The following is a 15,498-nucleotide window of genomic DNA, read 5'->3' as shown; positions in this document are numbered from 1 at the left end:
TAACGAATCGAATATATTATTTTTAATTTAACTTAATTAACTTTAGTAACTGGAGGAGTGCAGTGCAAACCTTTAATGCCGATTTGGCCATTATCGGGGCCGGGGGCGCTGGTTTACGTGCGGCAATCGCTGCCGCTGAAGCTAATCCCCAACTGAAAATTGCGCTGATATCAAAAGTCTACCCAATGCGTAGCCACACCGTGGCCGCCGAGGGTGGTTCAGCCGCAGTCACTCAGGATCACGATAGTTTTGATTTTCACTTCCACGACACCGTTGCCGGTGGCGACTGGCTCTGCGAGCAAGATGTCGTTGAACATTTTGTTCATCAATGTCCACAGGAGATGATCCAGCTAGAACAATGGGGTTGCCCTTGGAGCCGTAAACCCGACGGTTCCGTCAACGTCCGTCGTTTTGGCGGTATGAAAATTGAGCGCACTTGGTTTGCCGCGGACAAAACCGGCTTCCACATGCTGCACACACTGTTCCAGACCTCACTGAAATACCCGCAAATCCAACGCTTTGATGAGCACTTTGTGTTGGATATTCTGGTCGATGACGGTCAGGCGCGTGGTCTTGTCGCCATCAACATGATGGAAGGTTCACTGGTGCAAATCCGCGCTAACGCGGTGGTGCTGGCAACCGGCGGCGCGGGTCGCGTTTACCGTTACAACACCAACGGCGGCATCGTCACCGGTGACGGCATGGGCATGGCGTTCCGCCACGGCGTGGCGCTGCGCGATATGGAATTCGTGCAATATCACCCGACCGGCCTGCCGGGCTCCGGCATTCTGATGACCGAAGGCTGCCGCGGTGAAGGCGGTATCATGGTCAACAAAGACGGCTACCGCTATCTGCAAGATTACGGCATGGGGCCCGAAACGCCGCTCGGCGAGCCGAAAAACAAATACATGGAACTGGGTCCGCGCGACAAGGTATCACAAGCCTTCTGGCACGAGTGGCGTGCAGGCCGCACGGTGTCCACCCCGTTGGGCGACGTGGTTTACCTCGACCTGCGCCATCTGGGCGAGAAAAAGCTGAAAGAGCGTCTGCCGTTTATCTGCGAACTGGCAAAAGCCTACGTCGGCGTCGATCCGGTGAAAGAGCCAATTCCGATTCGTCCAACGGCGCACTACACCATGGGCGGCATCGAAACCAATCAGGATTGCGAAACCACAATAAAAGGGCTGTTTGCGGCAGGCGAATGTTCTTCGGTGGGCCTGCACGGTGCTAACCGCCTTGGCTCTAACTCACTGGCAGAACTGGTGGTGTTTGGTCGTATGGCCGGGGAAAACGCGGTGCGCCGTGCGCAAGAAACGGCACCCGCCAACGGTAGCGCGCTGGATGCGCAAACGCGCGATATCGAGCAGCGTCTGCATGACCTGATGAACCAGGAAGGCACCGAAAGCTGGGCGAAAATCCGCGACGAAATGGGCATGTCGATGGAAGAAGGTTGCGGTATTTATCGCACCACCGACCTGATGCAGAAAACCGTGGATAAACTCGCTGAGCTGAAAGAGCGCTTCAAGCGCGTGAAAATTCACGACCATTCCAGCGTGTTCAACACCGACCTGCTCTACAACATCGAACTGGGCCACAGCCTGGATGTCGCTGAATGTATGGCGCACTCTGCTATCAACCGTAAAGAATCACGCGGCGCACACCAGCGTCTGGACGAAGGTTGCACTGAGCGCGATGACGTTAATTTCCTGAAGCATACGCTGGCGTATTACAACCCGAACGGCGCACCGCGTCTGGCTTATGGCGACGTGAAGATCACCACGCTGCCACCGGCAAAACGCGTGTACGGTGCCGAAGCGGAAGCCCAGGAAAAGAGCAAGAAGGAGCAAGCGAATGGCTGAGTTAGCTACCCTGAAAATGGAAGTCATGCGCTATAACCCAGAAACCGACAAGGCACCGCACGTCGAAACGTTCGACGTGCCTTACAGCCGGGAAACCTCCCTGCTGGATGCGCTGGGTTACATCAAAGATAACCTGGCGCCGGACCTCTCTTACCGTTGGTCCTGCCGTATGGCTATCTGTGGCTCCTGCGGCATGATGGTGAATAACGTGCCAAAGTTGGCGTGCAAAACCTTTTTTCGCGAGTACGCCACCAGCGGCATGAAGGTGGAAGCGCTGGGCAACTTCCCGATTGAGCGCGATCTGGTGGTCGATATGACCCACTTTATCGAGAGTCTGGAAGCCATTAAGCCTTACATCATCGGCAACAACAAAACGCCGGCGGACGGCGCCAACAAGCAGACCCCAGCGCAGATGGCGAAATACCATCAGTTCTCCGGCTGCATCAACTGTGGCCTCTGCTACGCCGCGTGTCCGCAGTTTGGGCTTAATCCTGAGTTTATCGGCCCGGCAGCCATCACGCTGGCACACCGTTACAACCTGGATAACCGCGACCACGGCAAGAAAGAGCGCATGCCGCAATTGAACGGTAAAAACGGTGTCTGGAGTTGTACCTTTGTCGGTTACTGCTCAGAAGTGTGTCCGAAGCATGTCGATCCTGCCGCTGCCATCCAGCAAGGTAAGGTCGAAAGCGCCAAGGACTTCATGATCGCTATGCTGAAACCGCAATGAGGGAGGCAACAATGACAACCAAGCGTAAAGCATACGTTCGCAGCATGCCTGCAAGCTGGTGGCAACGGCTCGGGTTCTATCGCTTTTACATGCTGCGCGAAATGACCGCCGCTCCCGCGGTATGGTTCAGCATTGTGTTGATCTATGGCGTGTTTTCATTGAAACACGGCGCAGAAGGCTGGGCCGGATTTGTTGGCTTCCTGCAAAACCCGCTGGTGCTGCTTTTCAACATCATCGCACTGATAGCGGCGGCTATTCACACCAAATCCTGGTTTGAACTGGCCCCTAAAGCCAGCATCATCATCGTTAAAGATGAAAAAATGGGGCCAGAGCCGGTTATCAAAGGGCTGTGGGCTGTAACCGTCATCGTCACGCTGGCTATTCTCGCCATCGCGTTACTATTCTGATTGGAGGGGAACAACGTGATTAATCCAACACCAAAACGTTCCGATGAGCCTCCCTTCTGGGGACTGTTCGGTGCCGGTGGGATGTGGACCGCCATTTTCTCACCCGTGATTATCCTGCTGGTCGGGGTGCTGCTGCCACTGGGGATGTTCCCCGACGCGCTGAGCTATGAGCGCATCGCCGCTTTCTCCCATAGCCTTATCGGGCGGCTGTTTTTGCTGCTGATGATCATCCTGCCTATCTGGTGTGGTTTGCACCGTCTGCATCACCTGATGCATGACCTGAAAATCCACGTTCCGGCAGGGAAATGGGTGTTCTACGGTCTGGCGGCTATCCTGAGTGTCGTCACCGTGATCGGTGTCGTCACTCTGTAACACACCATCCACTGTCATCTGCTACGGCCCGCATTCGCGGGCCGTTTTTTTATTTTGGCGTAGCAACCCGGCGCGTCACCCACCATAACAACAGCGCCAGCAGGCTGACAGCCGCGCCCAGCAAACACACACTCTGCCACCCCGCATGCGCATACGTCAGGGTGGTACTAAACGCCCCCATCCCACTGCCCAGCGCATAAAACAGCATATAAAGCGCAACCAAACGGCTATGTGCCTCAGGCCGGGCATGAAATATCAGGCTTTGATTGGTCACGTGTAGCGCCTGCCCGCCCAGATCGAGCAGAACAATTCCCACCACCAACGCCCACAGTGATGTGTCCATCAGCGACAGCGGCCACCATGCCAGCAGTAATGTCAGCAGCGCAAACGCGCTGGTGCGCTGGGCATAGCCCCGGTCCGCCCACTGACCGGCATGTGAGGCGGCCAGCGCGCCGGCCACGCCCACCAACCCAAATGCACCAATCACCGTATGCGAGAACCCATACGGCGGCGCGCTCAGGGGCAGCACTAGCGCACTCCAGAAGATGTTGAAGGCGGCAAACATCAGCAATGCCAACATGCCACGGACTTGCAGCAGCTTATCCTGCTGCAGTAGCGTCAACATCGACGCAATCAGTTGCGGATAGCGGATGCGCTGCGGTGAGGGAGGCAAAGCCGGTAACCGTAACCATAGCGGTAACGCTGTCGCTACCATCAACGCCGCCGCTCCGCAGTAAACACCTCGCCAACCAGCAAGATCGCTTACTCCTCCCGCAAACACCCGCGCCAGCAACAGACCAATAAACACGCCACCCTGTGTGGCGCCAACAACGCGCCCCCGTTCATGGGAGGCGGCGGCGCTGGCCGCATAAGCAATCAGCCCCTGTGTCATCGCGGTTCCCAGCAGTCCAATCGCCAGCATCCCCATCAGCAGCACCGGAGTGGACGATGCCATGCTAACGATCAGCAAGGCTGTCACCAGCGCCATAAGTTGCATGATCATCAAGCGACGACGCTCAACGCGATCGCCTAATGGCACCAACAGTAACAGTGCCAGGGCACAGCCTATCTGGGTCGCAGTGACCACACCGCCGACCGTGGCCTGGCTGATACCAAAATCCGCCGACAGCGCATCCAGAAGAGGCTGGGCGTAGTAGACATTTGCCACGCTTAAGCCACTGGCAATAGCGAACAGCACTATCAGGCTACGGGGCATGTCAGCAGGCTGGGCCCGCAAACTGTTTTGACTCAATGGTGATGTGAGAGAACGCTTCATCATGTAATGCCACACAATCAAGTTGCAAAATGAAACCGATTGAATGCTAGGTCATCCAGTTTTAAAATGCAACTTGATTACTGTTCCACACCAAACTGCCAGGAAATGCCATGCCAAACCGTGAAACCATAAACAACGAACCTTGTCCCGTTGCACGCTGCGTCGATGTGGTTGGCGATCGCTGGTCGCTGCTCATTGTGCGCGATGCCTTTGATGGCGTGCGCCGTTTCGGTGATTTTCAACGCAGCCTGGGCGTGGCGCGCAACATCCTGTCCGATCGTCTGCGCAAGCTGGTTAATGCAAGCATTCTCGAGATGCAGGACGCCTCAGACGGTACGGCTTATCAGGAGTACGTGCTGACGTCTGAGGGAGAAACGCTGTTTCCGGTGATAGTGGCGCTACGACAGTGGGGAGAACAGCATCGGTTCAAGCCCGGTGAGCGGCACTCAGATCTGATTGATACACGCACGGGCAACCCGATTCCCTACATGGTGCCGCATGCCGAGGACGGTTCTGTGTTAATGCCAGCAACGGCGGTAGTGAGGAAATTAGCCTAAGGTCAGGCATGGCTGGTTACACCAGCCAGCCATAGCGATAGGGGAAATACAGCAACAATTATCCCAAAATTTTATCTTTGAACATGAAAAACACCGCGCCCAACAAGCAGAGACCGGCCCAGATGAAATCGGTACGGAACGGCTCTTTCAGAATGATCATTGAAAACGGAATAAACACCGTCAGGCTGATCACCTCCTGCAAAATCTTCAGTTGCCCCGCAGAGGCTACCTGATAGCCGATGCGGTTGGCCGGCACCTGCAACAGGTATTCAAACAACGCGATTCCCCAACTGACCAGCGCGGCAATCAGCCAGGTACGTCCACTGAAATAACGCAAATGGCCATACCAGGCGAACGTCATAAACACATTGCTCAGGGTCAGCATGCCTACAGTAATAAACAACGGCGACATCGTACTTCTCCATCCATTCCGCTACGCAAAATACCCGCTTTCTGCCGCCCACCAGAGTGGCGTGCAGAAAGATCACGGATATATCACTGCGGCGCGCAGGTGTCTATAGGATGGCGCCGCTCAGCGTCCTTTCATCACCCTGTAGTGCAATGTTCGGACCGTTTACTACTGCGCACTGCGTTGAATGGCTTTCCCACCCGCTTCGACATCCTGACCAATACCACGGGTGGTATTGCACGCGGTCAACGCGGAGAGCATCAGCAATGAGGCAAGAATAAGCACGCTTTTCTTGAACATGGTTATTTTCCTTCTCAAGGGAGAGGTAAAAGGGAAAGTAATACTATCAAGGCGATCGCCATCGCCTTCAGTAAGCGTAGTCAATCCTGCCGCGATAAGCGTTTTTTGTTCCGGTGTTACCGAGAATAGGCGGCACACTGGCACTCACGCTTATCAGGAGCCACGCCATGACATTGTCAATCCCCCAACCTGCGGATACCCGCAATCTCGTCATTACCCGAGTGCTGGATGCCCCACGACATGCAATATGGCGTGCCTGGTCAGACCCTGAATGGCTCAAAGTCTGGTGGAACCCCAAACCGGGAACGACTGACGTTATCGCCCTCGACCTGCAACCCGGCGGGGCATTCCATACCCGAGTTCAGGGGCCGGACGACGATCGCAGTGAGCATATCGGGTGTTTTTTGGAGGTGATTCCCCACGCCCGTATCGTGTTCACGTCGATGCTAACCGCAGGCTGGCGGCCTGCCATCCCGCCATTGGCCTTTACCACGCTCATTTCGTTGTCGGACTACGCGCTGGGCAGTTGCTGTACCGTTCAGGTTATCCATCAGGACGAAACAACGCGTGAACAGCATGAAAAATCAGGTTTTTTTGAAGGATGGAACACAGCCATCAGCCAATTGGAGGAGGTCGCCTGTACACTACGCTAGACGGCGAGGGGGGTGGCTTATCGACGACATTCCCCCTATGATGGAACGCTGATCTCTTTTGTCTGAACCTGTAATGCAACGTGACGTCTCTGCCATCCCCCACCCCATACTGGGCATCAAACCCCAGGAGTGGGCGCTGATCCTGATCACACTGGTGTGGGGCACCACCTTTTTAGTGGTTCATCTGGCCATGCAGCACAGTGGTCCGCTATTTTTTGTTGGGCTGCGCTTTACCACGGCCGGAGTCATCAGCCTTCTGGTCTTTCGGCGCGCATTAGCGGGGCTGACGCGTCAAGAATGCTATGCGGGTTTTGCCATCGGGGCGAGTATCCTGCTGGGCTATGGTTTACAAACCTATGGCTTGCAAACGATCTCCAGCAGTCAATCGGCGTTTATTACCGCGCTGTATGTCCCTCTGGTACCACTGCTGCAATGGCTGGTGCTACGGCGACGCCCCGGCGTCATGAGCGTGGTGGGGATTATTTTCGCGTTTGTCGGCCTGATGCTGTTGGCAGGACCCGACGCGGGTCATCTCAGCATGAGTCGGGGCGAATGGGCCACGCTGCTCAGTGCGCTGGCGATTGCGGCCGAAATCATTCTTATCGGCCATTTCGCCGGGAAAGTCGATGTGCGCCGCGTGACCACCGTACAGTTGCTGACGGCGGGACTGCTATCACTGCTGCTGATGCCGGTGACCGGTGAAGCGCTGCCCGCCTTCTCTTGGGCTTGGCTGCTGGGCGGCATCGGCCTTGGTGCCGCCAGCATTGTGATTCAACTGACCATGAACTGGGCGCAAAAAGCGGTATCCCCCACGCGCGCCACCGTCATCTACGCCAGCGAACCGGTGTGGGCGGGCATTGTCGGTCGCCTTGCCGGTGACCGTTTGCCCGGCTTAGCGATGGTGGGTACCGCGCTGATTGTTATCGGGGTGCTGATCAGCGAACTGAAACCTGCACAGTGGCTACGCCGCAAGAAAGTGCCTCCCTGTAGCACAGAGCGCGAAGGGGTCTGACAGTGGCTGAGGGTGCCGGTCCAACTGACGTGTTAACACGGCATCGCGCGGAAACCCTGCTGCCGGGCAGCCCACGCCACGATCAGCGTAGCCGTTAGCAGCACCAAAAGCGCCGGAGAGAACGCCGCAACGCCCAGACGGTCCAGCAACAGTCCGCCAAGAATACCGCCGCCCGCGATCGCCAGGTTCCAAGCCGTCACCAGCATCGATTGCGCCACATCAGCCGCCTCTCCGGCAGTGTTGGCGATGGCGGTTTGAAACAGCGTTGCCGCACCGCCGAATGCCAGCCCCCACGCTGCCACGGCCATATACACCACGATAGGCCTATCACTGGCCACGCCAAGCGCCAGCGCAGACAGACCGAACAATAGCGTGCTGATCAACGTCAACGCCCGCAGGTGCCGGTCAATCAGCACGCCAACGATCCAGATACCCAGCAACGAAGCAACGCCAAACACCAGCAGTATCACGTCCGTGCGTTCGGCCATGCCTGCCGCCGCCAAAAACGGAGCAATATAGGTGTAAAGGATGTTGTGCGCCAACACAAAGGCCAACACCACAAACAGCACCGGACGCACCCCGGCCATGACAAACACCGCGCCTAACGACAACCGTTTGCCCACGGGCTGCCCGGCAAAATCGGGAACCTGAACACGCACCCACAGCATTAGCAGTAACGCCAATACGCTCATGAGGCCGAAACACATTCGCCAGCCCACCAGTTGGCCTAAAAACGTTCCTGCTGGCACGCCGAGCGACAGCGCCAAGGGCGTACCGACCATAGCGATCGCAATAGCGCGTCCCTTCTGGTGGTCCGGTACCATACGTGCGGCGTAACCGGCCAGCAATGCCCACAATAGCCCGGCGGAGACGCCCGCCAGAAAGCGGGCCACCATCGTCAGGAGGTAGCTGCCGGAGAATGTGGTGACGGTATTGGCAATCGCGAAGCCTGCAAGGGCCGACAACAGTAACGGACGCCGCCGCATACCTTGCGTGGTCGCCGTCAGCGGGATAGCGGCAACCAGTGAACCGATGGCATAGAAGGTAACGGTCTGGCCCACCCAGGCTTCAGACACCGCAAGGCCTTGTGCCATTTGCGGTAATAGCCCCGCCGGCAAGGCTTCGGTCAGAATAGTGATGAACGCTGCCGTGGCCAATGCCAACAGTGAGGCCAGCGGTAAGCGCTCCGGTTGACGGGATGTCATTGTGCTTCCTCCAGCGCCCCGTACACCGCATCACGCAGATCGGTCACGAAACGGCCCGACATGCCTTCGTACAGCGTATTGGTAAATGCCACAACGCTCAGACCCCGCGCATGATCCACAAACCAGGCATGGCCGTAAGCGCCCCCCCAACGCCAGGTTCCCGGTGATTCTGGCGAATCCGCCAACCGGGGATCGCGTAACACAGAGAATCCCAAGCCAAAACCGAACCCCGGCGCATTGATCAGTTCCAGTCCGTGGGTTTGGTCACGGCCCATCTCCTCAATCAGGGCATCAGGCAATAGCGCACCGCCGCCCTGACGCAGGGTTTCGAGCAGGTAAAGGAGATCTCTGGCGGTACCCGCCATGCCTGCGCCGCCTGAAGGAAAGGCTTCAACATCGAAGATACGCGCCGGGCTATACGTAATACCGACAGCGCCCTCAAAGGCAGAAACGGTTTCGCCTTCAGCTAACCGATGGGGTTGCGTTGTATCGTTCACATAGGCCGTCGCCACGCGTTGCGCATTGTCCACGACGAAGCCGGTATCCACCATGCCCAGCGGGCCGGTCACGAGTTCACATACCGCCTTGTCCAGTGATGTGCCGTGGACACGCGCAATCAAGGCGCCCAGTACATCCGTCGCCAGCGAGTACCCCCAGGCGCTGCCCGGCGCATACAGCAGCGGCACGCTGGCGAGGCGACGCACATTCTCATCCAGCGTGATGCCGGAAGCATCCATACCATCCGATACGCCAGCCTGCGCATAGGGACCGTAGGCATCGGCTTCGAAGAAGCGGTAGCTCAGTCCTGCGGTGTGGCTGAGCAACTGCCGCACTGTGATCGGCACGGTGGATCCATCCGCCAACCGAGGCTGAAATTCGGGCAGCCAACCAGAGATATCGTCATCCAGACCGAGTTTTCCCTGAGCCACCAGCACCAGCGCCGCCGTCGATACGATGGGTTTACTCACTGATGCCAGCCGAAAGATGGTGTCCAACGCCATCGGTTGTGCGTGTTCACGATCGGCCCATCCGGCCGCCTGCTGGTAAATCAACGCACCATGGTGCGCCACTAAGACAACGCTACCCACCAGTCGATGGCTATCTAGCGCTTGCTGGATAACAGCCTGAATGCGGGTGGAGAGAGGCGCAGAGGGAATGCCTGAGCGCTGGGGAAAGAGAGGAATCGTCACGGTAAAGTCCTTGAAATCATCGGTTGTTAAATCAGGCATGCCTTGACGATAGAGAACTTGTGACTCAAGAAAAAGATGGATACAGTTCCTTGCTATGCGGAATAAAATGTCCGCAATGGGAGAGCGATATGGACAGCCTTAACGGCTTTGTGGTGTTCGTACAGGTGGCGGAAACGCGCAGCTTTGTGGCTGCGGGACGGCTGCTGGGGGTGTCAGCCTCGGCCATCGGCAAGAGCGTGGCACGTCTGGAACAAAAACTGGGTGTGCGCCTGTTCCATCGCAGCACGCGTAACATCACCCTAACGGCTGAGGGCACCCTGTTTCTGGAACGCTGTCGGCGCATTCTGGCCGAGATCGAAGCCGCAGAGTTGGATCTACAGGCCAGCAGCGCACCGCGCGGGCGCTTGCGAGTGAGCCTACCACTGGTCAGCTCGCTGGTACTGCCAGTGCTCAGTGAATTTATGCATACTTATCCAGAGATCGTGTTAGATCTCGATTTCACCGATCAGATCGTCAATGTGATCGAAGAAGGCTTTGATGCGGTGGTGCGCACCGGTGAGCCACATGACTCGCGTCTCACCGCTCGTCGGCTTGGTGCCTTCCGCTCGTTACTGGTCGCCTCTCCCGACTATCTGGCGCGGCAGGGCACACCGCAGGTGCCTGCCGACCTGCTGCGACACAGTTGCCTGCACTATCGCTTTCCCCACAGCGGCAAGCTGGAACCGTGGGCGCTACGGCTTGCCCCCGGAGAACCGCCGTTGCAACTGCCTACGGCGATGATCTGCAACAACATAGAGACGCGCGTATGCTTCGCGCTGCAAGGGTTGGGCATCGCCTATCTGCCGGACTTCTCTATCCGCGACCTGCTGGCCAGTGGCCGGTTACAACCCATCCTGGTCGATTATGTGGAGCGCACCGGCGTTTTTCACGTGCTGTGGCCCGCGAGCAAGCATCCGTCGCCCAAGGTGCGCGTACTGGTAGACTTTCTGAGCGAACGGGTGTTTCCCGGTTCGTAAGCGTTCGCCTTACTGTCTGAAGGTGCGCTTCCGATGATAAAGCAGAGATCGGCACAGAACAGGCTGCAAACGTTCACGTAGGCAGGATGCGGGACAAAAAAAACCGCCAGCCAAAGCCGACGGTGTTTTTTGGCAGGGAAGTGCTTATTTCACGCGGGAGACGTATTCGCCAGAACGCGTATCCACTTTGATCACTTCGCCAATCTGAACAAACAACGGCACTTTTACCACGGCACCAGTGGTCAAGGTTGCCGGCTTACCGCCAGTCCCTGCTGTATCGCCCTTCAGACCCGGATCGGTTTCCACGATCTCCAGTTCCACGAAGTTTGGCGGCGTTACCGTAATCGGTTGGCCGTTCCACAACGTAACGATACATTCAGCCTGATCCAGCAGCCATTTGGCGTTGTCGCCAACAGCTTTGGAATCAGCGGCCAGTTGTTCAAACGTTTCATTGTTCATGAAATGCCAGAACTCACCGTCGTTATACAGGTAGGTCAGGTTCATATCGACCACATCAGCACCCTCGGCGCTGTCGGTGGATTTGAAGGTTTTTTCAATCAGTTTGCCGGTCAGCAAACGGCGCATTTTCACGCGCGCGAAAGCCTGCCCTTTACCTGGCTTAACGAATTCACTGGATTCGACAGCGTAAGGCTCGCCTTCAAACATGATTTTAAGACCGGAACGAAAATCGTTGCTAAAATAAGTCGCCATAAAGGCCCTCTACTATTTGATACTGGTACTCAGCCAAAAAATGGCACACATTGTAACCCTAAAACCCCATCCCAGAGAAGATTGGTTGCATCAACTTGCGGATGTCATTACCGATCCTCTCCAACTTTTGCACTTTTTGGCGCTGGATAACCACCCTGAGCTACGCAAAGGGGCAGAAGCCCGTGCGCTATTCCCGCTGCGCGTACCCTGGTCCTTTGCCGCGCGGATGCGCAAAGGGGACCCTCTCGATCCGCTATTGCTGCAAGTGCTGACCGCGCAGGACGAGTTCGAGGTAACCCCCGGATTCAGCGTCGATCCGCTCGATGAACAGCACAGCGTGGTGCCTGGATTACTGCATAAATACCACAATCGCGCGTTGTTGCTGGTCAAAGGCGGCTGCGCGGTCAACTGCCGCTATTGCTTCCGTCGCCACTTTCCCTATCAGGACAACCAGGGCAACAAGAGCAACTGGCGTCAGGCGCTGGACTACATTCGTCAGCATCCTGAACTGGATGAAATTATTTTCTCCGGTGGCGATCCGTTGATGGCGAAAGATCATGAACTGGACTGGCTTATCAGCGAGCTGGAAACCATTCCCCACGTGCAACGCCTTCGTATTCACAGCCGGTTGCCTGTAGTGATCCCGGCGCGAATTACCGAAGCGCTGTGTCAGCGCTTATCGCAAACGCGTCTTCGCGTGCTGCTGGTGACGCATATCAATCATGCCAACGAAATAGACAGCGAACTGCGTGAAAGTATGGCACGTTTGCGTCAGGCTGGCGTTACGCTGCTGAATCAAAGCGTATTGCTGCGCGGCGTGAATGATAACGCCTCGACGCTTGCCGCGCTGAGCAACGCGCTGTTTAACGCGGGCGTACTGCCCTACTACCTGCACGTGCTGGACAAAGTGCAAGGCGCGGCGCATTTTCTGGTGAGCGATGAGGAAGCACGCGACATCATGAAAAAACTGCTGTCGCAGGTCTCCGGTTATCTGGTGCCGCGTTTAACGCGCGAGATTGGCGGGGAGGCCAGCAAAACGCTGCTGGATTTGCAGTTGCTGAAGCACAGCTAACAGAAAGCCTTCACAGGCGGGCTCTGCAATCATCCGCCTGTGACAGCCTGTCGCTTAGGGGCAGTGATAAACCTGCCCGACCAGCTTGCTATCCAGCGGTGCGAAGCTCGACCAGAAGCTTTCGCTGGAACTGGTGGCACCATAGATAACGTTGCCGCCGAGCGCCGCCGCCTTGTTACGCAGATCGTTGGCTGCATCGCGCTGCGCGTTGCCTTCATCGTGACCCGTTAACCAGGTGGACTGTGCGCCTGTCACCTGACCCACCAGACGACATTCGCTGCCGGGTTGCTTATCGGTAAACTTGACCGACTGCCCGGCTGAACTCAATTCTGTGCTGGTGCTGCATCCTGCCAGTAAAACCGCCACGGCGATGCCCAGTAAAGCACGTTTCTGCATACGTCCCTCCATGTTGGTGACAAAAGGGGGGATATCCCCCCGATCGGCGTCCACGACTCAGGCGCGCCAGTTTTTAAAGCGGTTAATCAAACCGTTGGTCGAACTGTCGTGGCTGCTTATCGGCTGGTCATTTTCCAATTCCGGCAAAATGCGATTGGCCAGCTGTTTGCCCAACTCGACGCCCCACTGATCGAAAGTATAGATGTTCAGAATCGCACCCTGGGTGAAAATCTTGTGTTCATACAGCGCGATAAGCGCGCCCAGGCTGTAAGGCGTTATTTCACGCAACAGGATGGAGTTGGTTGGGCGATTACCTTCAAACACTTTGAACGGTGCCACATGCTCAACCTGCTGCGCCGTTTTTCCCTGCGCGGCAAACTCGGCGTCCACCACCTCACGGGATTTACCAAATGCCAACGCTTCGGTCTGGGCAAAGAAGTTGGAGAGCAGCTTACCGTGATGATCGCCGAGCGGGTTGTGGCTCACGGCCGGTGCGATGAAATCACACGGCACCAATTTGGTCCCTTGGTGAATCAACTGATAAAACGCATGCTGCCCGTTAGTGCCTGGTTCGCCCCAGATAATCGGCCCGGTTTGGTAAGTCACCGGATTGCCGTCGCGATCGACATACTTACCGTTGGACTCCATGTTGCCCTGCTGGAAGTAGGCCGCAAAACGGTGCATGTACTGATCGTAAGGTAGGATCGCTTCGGTTTCCGCGCCAAAGAAATTGTTGTACCAGATCCCGATCAGCGCCAACAGCACCGGCAGGTTTTTCTCGATAGGCGTAGTGGCAAAATGCTGATCCATGGCGTGCGCGCCACTCAGCAATTGCTCAAAGTTATCAAAACCGATGGAGAGGATAATCGACAAGCCGATAGCAGACCACAGCGAGTAGCGTCCGCCAACCCAATCCCAGAATTCAAACATATTGGCAGTATCAATACCGAACGCGCTGACCGCGCTGGCATTGGTGGAAAGGGCGGCGAAATGCTTGGCAATATGCTGCTCATCCTGCGCGGTTTTCAGGAACCAGTCGCGCGCCGAATGGGCGTTGGTCATGGTTTCCTGCGTGGTGAAGGTTTTTGAGGCCACCAGCACCAGCGTGGTTTCCGGGTTCAGCGTTTTCAGGGTTTCAGCGATATGCGTGCCGTCGACGTTGGACACAAAGTGCATGTTAAGGTGGTTCTTGAACGGCCGTAGCGCTTCCGTCACCATGAAGGGGCCGAGATCTGAACCGCCGATGCCGATATTCACCACATCGGTGATCGCTTTGCCGGTATAGCCTTTCCAGCTACCGCTGATGATACGCTCGCTAAAGCCTTTCATCTTCTGCAATACCGCATTGACCTCTGGCATCACATCTTTGCCGTCCACCACAATCGGTGTGTTGCTACGGTTACGCAGCGCAACGTGCAGAACGGCGCGATCTTCGGTGCGGTTAATTTTCTCACCAGAGAACATCGAGGCAATAGCCTCGCTCAACTGGGTTTCGCGCGCCAAGCTCAGCAACTTATCCAGCGTTTCCTGAGTAATACGGTTCTTGGAGTAGTCCACCAGCATCAGGTCATCAAACGTGGCGGAAAAGCGTGAGAAACGATCCGGGTCCTCTGCAAATAGTTCGCTGATTTTCACCTGTTCCATCGTGGAAAAATGCTGTTGCAGAGCGCGCCATGCGGCAGTTTGGCTGGGATTGATATTTTTCATAACAACACTCTTGTCTCCGATAATAAAATCGCTAAGGCTGAATCGATTGTATCCCTTAAATCACCCGTTGCGCTCCCTTTTCTTGCTATACCCGTCATTACTTCACGTTGCAGAGGCGTTGGCCGCGCTCGTTATTCGGCCCATCCCTGGGCCTCACCTCTGACGAGGCCGCCGCACGCGGCGTTCAAATCTGTTCCAGACAGATTTGTCCTTCACTTACCGCCTTCCTGCAACGCGAATTATTTAGGGTATATTACGCATCAACAACGCGTTTGCGGGTTGACAGCCGCAAGATAACCCGTTATTTGTAAGCGTGAACTTATGCAGCCACGCCGAAGGCGGTTGCATAAGCCAGAAGAGGAGCACCGCCCAGGTAATTTATCCGAGGATCCGTAAATCCAGTGACGATAAACCAGGGGGAGCGGTGCCGAGATGATGGGCAATACGAGAATGTCATCATCGACTACAGGGGCTGAATCCTCTGGGTTGTCACCAGCAACGTGCAAGCTATCAATGCAAACTGCACGTTCAGCAAGGTGGAGCGCTTCTGGGTGTACCGTAGTGACGCTTACTTATCTACGCCTGCTCCCTGCTTACCGCTCTCTCCTTGTGCCAAGGCTGATTTT

17 protein-coding genes and 1 riboswitch are annotated in these 15,498 nt (G+C 56.3%); of the genes, 9 read left to right on the top strand and 8 right to left on the bottom strand.

Annotated features, from left to right (window positions below):
• Window positions 1-62: 62 nt before the first annotated feature.
• From frdA to frdD, 4 genes are read left to right on the top strand one after another with little or no spacing between them, the layout of a single operon-like run.
• Entirely contained in the window at window positions 63-1,859 is a 1,797-nt protein-coding gene (frdA, locus tag K6K13_RS05020) for a fumarate reductase (quinol) flavoprotein subunit (RefSeq protein ID WP_222159801.1), read from the top strand.
• Window positions 1,852-2,589, top strand: a complete 738-nt coding sequence (locus K6K13_RS05015; RefSeq protein WP_222159800.1) for a succinate dehydrogenase/fumarate reductase iron-sulfur subunit — start codon at window positions 1,852-1,854, stop codon at window positions 2,587-2,589. Before frdA ends, K6K13_RS05015 begins: the two co-directional genes overlap by 8 nt.
• A gap of 11 nt (window positions 2,590-2,600) precedes the next feature.
• Window positions 2,601-2,996, top strand: a complete 396-nt coding sequence (frdC, locus tag K6K13_RS05010; protein WP_222159799.1) for a fumarate reductase subunit FrdC — start codon at window positions 2,601-2,603, stop codon at window positions 2,994-2,996.
• Between the two features lie 15 nt (window positions 2,997-3,011).
• Complete coding sequence (gene frdD, locus K6K13_RS05005; protein ID WP_222159798.1) at window positions 3,012-3,368, top strand: fumarate reductase subunit FrdD; 357 nt, start codon at window positions 3,012-3,014, stop codon at window positions 3,366-3,368.
• A gap of 49 nt (window positions 3,369-3,417) precedes the next feature.
• Here the strand turns inward: frdD and K6K13_RS05000 are convergent, their stop codons facing one another.
• Window positions 3,418-4,644 (bottom strand): MFS transporter, encoded by a 1,227-nt coding sequence (locus K6K13_RS05000; protein WP_252120492.1) that lies wholly within the window; start codon window positions 4,642-4,644, stop codon window positions 3,418-3,420.
• 110 nt (window positions 4,645-4,754) lie between these two features.
• Here K6K13_RS05000 and K6K13_RS04995 point away from each other — a divergent pair, with 110 nt between their 5' ends.
• On the top strand, window positions 4,755-5,201 hold the full coding sequence (locus K6K13_RS04995; RefSeq protein WP_222159797.1) for a winged helix-turn-helix transcriptional regulator: 447 nt from the start codon (window positions 4,755-4,757) through the stop codon (window positions 5,199-5,201).
• 58 nt (window positions 5,202-5,259) lie between these two features.
• Here the strand turns inward: K6K13_RS04995 and K6K13_RS04990 are convergent, their stop codons facing one another.
• Both K6K13_RS04990 and K6K13_RS04985 read right to left on the bottom strand, forming a co-directional pair.
• Complete coding sequence (locus K6K13_RS04990) at window positions 5,260-5,613, bottom strand: DMT family protein (protein WP_222159796.1); 354 nt, start codon at window positions 5,611-5,613, stop codon at window positions 5,260-5,262.
• Window positions 5,614-5,778: 165 nt separating this feature from the next.
• Complete coding sequence (locus K6K13_RS04985) at window positions 5,779-5,910, bottom strand: entericidin A/B family lipoprotein (RefSeq protein ID WP_195316105.1); 132 nt, start codon at window positions 5,908-5,910, stop codon at window positions 5,779-5,781.
• Window positions 5,911-6,077: 167 nt separating this feature from the next.
• On the opposite strand from K6K13_RS04985, the gene K6K13_RS04980 reads away from it, so the two are divergent.
• Together K6K13_RS04980 and K6K13_RS04975 are read left to right on the top strand one after the other, a co-directional pair.
• Window positions 6,078-6,563 carry an SRPBCC domain-containing protein gene (locus K6K13_RS04980; RefSeq protein WP_222159795.1) on the top strand — a complete coding sequence of 162 codons (486 nt, stop codon included), beginning with the start codon at window positions 6,078-6,080 and terminating at the stop codon, window positions 6,561-6,563.
• A 73-nt stretch (window positions 6,564-6,636) separates the two neighbouring features.
• Window positions 6,637-7,575, top strand: coding sequence for a DMT family transporter (locus tag K6K13_RS04975; RefSeq protein ID WP_222159794.1), 939 nt, complete (start codon window positions 6,637-6,639; stop codon window positions 7,573-7,575).
• A gap of 32 nt (window positions 7,576-7,607) precedes the next feature.
• Here the strand turns inward: K6K13_RS04975 and K6K13_RS04970 are convergent, their stop codons facing one another.
• Both K6K13_RS04970 and K6K13_RS04965 read right to left on the bottom strand, forming a co-directional pair.
• On the bottom strand, window positions 7,608-8,780 hold the full coding sequence (locus K6K13_RS04970) for an MFS transporter (protein WP_222159793.1): 1,173 nt from the start codon (window positions 8,778-8,780) through the stop codon (window positions 7,608-7,610).
• Window positions 8,777-9,970 carry a serine hydrolase domain-containing protein gene (locus K6K13_RS04965; RefSeq protein WP_252120424.1) on the bottom strand — a complete coding sequence of 398 codons (1,194 nt, stop codon included), beginning with the start codon at window positions 9,968-9,970 and terminating at the stop codon, window positions 8,777-8,779. The genes K6K13_RS04970 and K6K13_RS04965 overlap by 4 nt, the downstream gene beginning before the upstream one ends.
• 128 nt (window positions 9,971-10,098) lie before the next feature.
• Between K6K13_RS04965 and K6K13_RS04960 the strand changes: the two genes are divergently transcribed.
• Complete coding sequence (locus tag K6K13_RS04960) at window positions 10,099-10,986, top strand: LysR family transcriptional regulator (protein ID WP_222159791.1); 888 nt, start codon at window positions 10,099-10,101, stop codon at window positions 10,984-10,986.
• 144 nt (window positions 10,987-11,130) lie between these two features.
• On the opposite strand, the gene efp is transcribed toward K6K13_RS04960, so the two are convergent.
• Window positions 11,131-11,697 (bottom strand): elongation factor P, encoded by a 567-nt coding sequence (efp, locus tag K6K13_RS04955; protein WP_222159790.1) that lies wholly within the window; start codon window positions 11,695-11,697, stop codon window positions 11,131-11,133.
• A gap of 40 nt (window positions 11,698-11,737) precedes the next feature.
• Here efp and epmB point away from each other — a divergent pair, with 40 nt between their 5' ends.
• Window positions 11,738-12,769 carry an EF-P beta-lysylation protein EpmB gene (gene epmB / locus K6K13_RS04950; protein ID WP_222159789.1) on the top strand — a complete coding sequence of 344 codons (1,032 nt, stop codon included), beginning with the start codon at window positions 11,738-11,740 and terminating at the stop codon, window positions 12,767-12,769.
• A gap of 54 nt (window positions 12,770-12,823) precedes the next feature.
• Here epmB and K6K13_RS04945 read toward each other — a convergent pair whose 3' ends face one another.
• Both K6K13_RS04945 and pgi read right to left on the bottom strand, forming a co-directional pair.
• Entirely contained in the window at window positions 12,824-13,165 is a 342-nt protein-coding gene (locus K6K13_RS04945) for a DUF4156 domain-containing protein (protein ID WP_222159788.1), read from the bottom strand.
• A gap of 57 nt (window positions 13,166-13,222) precedes the next feature.
• Complete coding sequence (pgi, locus tag K6K13_RS04940) at window positions 13,223-14,872, bottom strand: glucose-6-phosphate isomerase (protein ID WP_222159787.1); 1,650 nt, start codon at window positions 14,870-14,872, stop codon at window positions 13,223-13,225.
• 347 nt (window positions 14,873-15,219) lie between these two features.
• Window positions 15,220-15,427: riboswitch (Lysine riboswitch) on the top strand.
• Window positions 15,428-15,498 lie beyond the last annotated feature (71 nt).

It is taken from the genome of Symbiopectobacterium purcellii (assembly GCF_019797845.1).
Classification (GTDB): domain Bacteria; phylum Pseudomonadota; class Gammaproteobacteria; order Enterobacterales; family Enterobacteriaceae; genus Symbiopectobacterium; species Symbiopectobacterium purcellii.
Note: the sequence above shows the minus strand (reverse complement) of the source record. Positions and strands in the feature narration are given on the sequence as shown.

What these genes read in the sequence shown, in the direction of transcription:
- K6K13_RS05015 (WP_222159800.1), top strand. Translation starts at nt 1,852, where the DNA reads ATGGCTGAGTTAGCTACCCTGAAAATGGAAGTCATGCGCTATAACCCA.
- frdC (WP_222159799.1), top strand. Translation starts at nt 2,601, where the DNA reads ATGACAACCAAGCGTAAAGCATACGTTCGCAGCATGCCTGCAAGCTGG.
- K6K13_RS05000 (WP_252120492.1), bottom strand. Translation starts at nt 4,644, where the DNA reads ATGAAGCGTTCTCTCACATCACCATTGAGTCAAAACAGTTTGCGGGCC.
- K6K13_RS04995 (WP_222159797.1), top strand. Translation starts at nt 4,755, where the DNA reads ATGCCAAACCGTGAAACCATAAACAACGAACCTTGTCCCGTTGCACGC.
- K6K13_RS04990 (WP_222159796.1), bottom strand. Translation starts at nt 5,613, where the DNA reads ATGTCGCCGTTGTTTATTACTGTAGGCATGCTGACCCTGAGCAATGTG.
- K6K13_RS04985 (WP_195316105.1), bottom strand. Translation starts at nt 5,910, where the DNA reads ATGTTCAAGAAAAGCGTGCTTATTCTTGCCTCATTGCTGATGCTCTCC.
- K6K13_RS04980 (WP_222159795.1), top strand. Translation starts at nt 6,078, where the DNA reads ATGACATTGTCAATCCCCCAACCTGCGGATACCCGCAATCTCGTCATT.
- K6K13_RS04975 (WP_222159794.1), top strand. Translation starts at nt 6,637, where the DNA reads ATGCAACGTGACGTCTCTGCCATCCCCCACCCCATACTGGGCATCAAA.
- K6K13_RS04970 (WP_222159793.1), bottom strand. Translation starts at nt 8,780, where the DNA reads ATGACATCCCGTCAACCGGAGCGCTTACCGCTGGCCTCACTGTTGGCA.
- K6K13_RS04960 (WP_222159791.1), top strand. Translation starts at nt 10,099, where the DNA reads ATGGACAGCCTTAACGGCTTTGTGGTGTTCGTACAGGTGGCGGAAACG.
- efp (WP_222159790.1), bottom strand. Translation starts at nt 11,697, where the DNA reads ATGGCGACTTATTTTAGCAACGATTTTCGTTCCGGTCTTAAAATCATG.
- epmB (WP_222159789.1), top strand. Translation starts at nt 11,738, where the DNA reads ATGGCACACATTGTAACCCTAAAACCCCATCCCAGAGAAGATTGGTTG.
- K6K13_RS04945 (WP_222159788.1), bottom strand. Translation starts at nt 13,165, where the DNA reads ATGCAGAAACGTGCTTTACTGGGCATCGCCGTGGCGGTTTTACTGGCA.
- pgi (WP_222159787.1), bottom strand. Translation starts at nt 14,872, where the DNA reads ATGAAAAATATCAATCCCAGCCAAACTGCCGCATGGCGCGCTCTGCAA.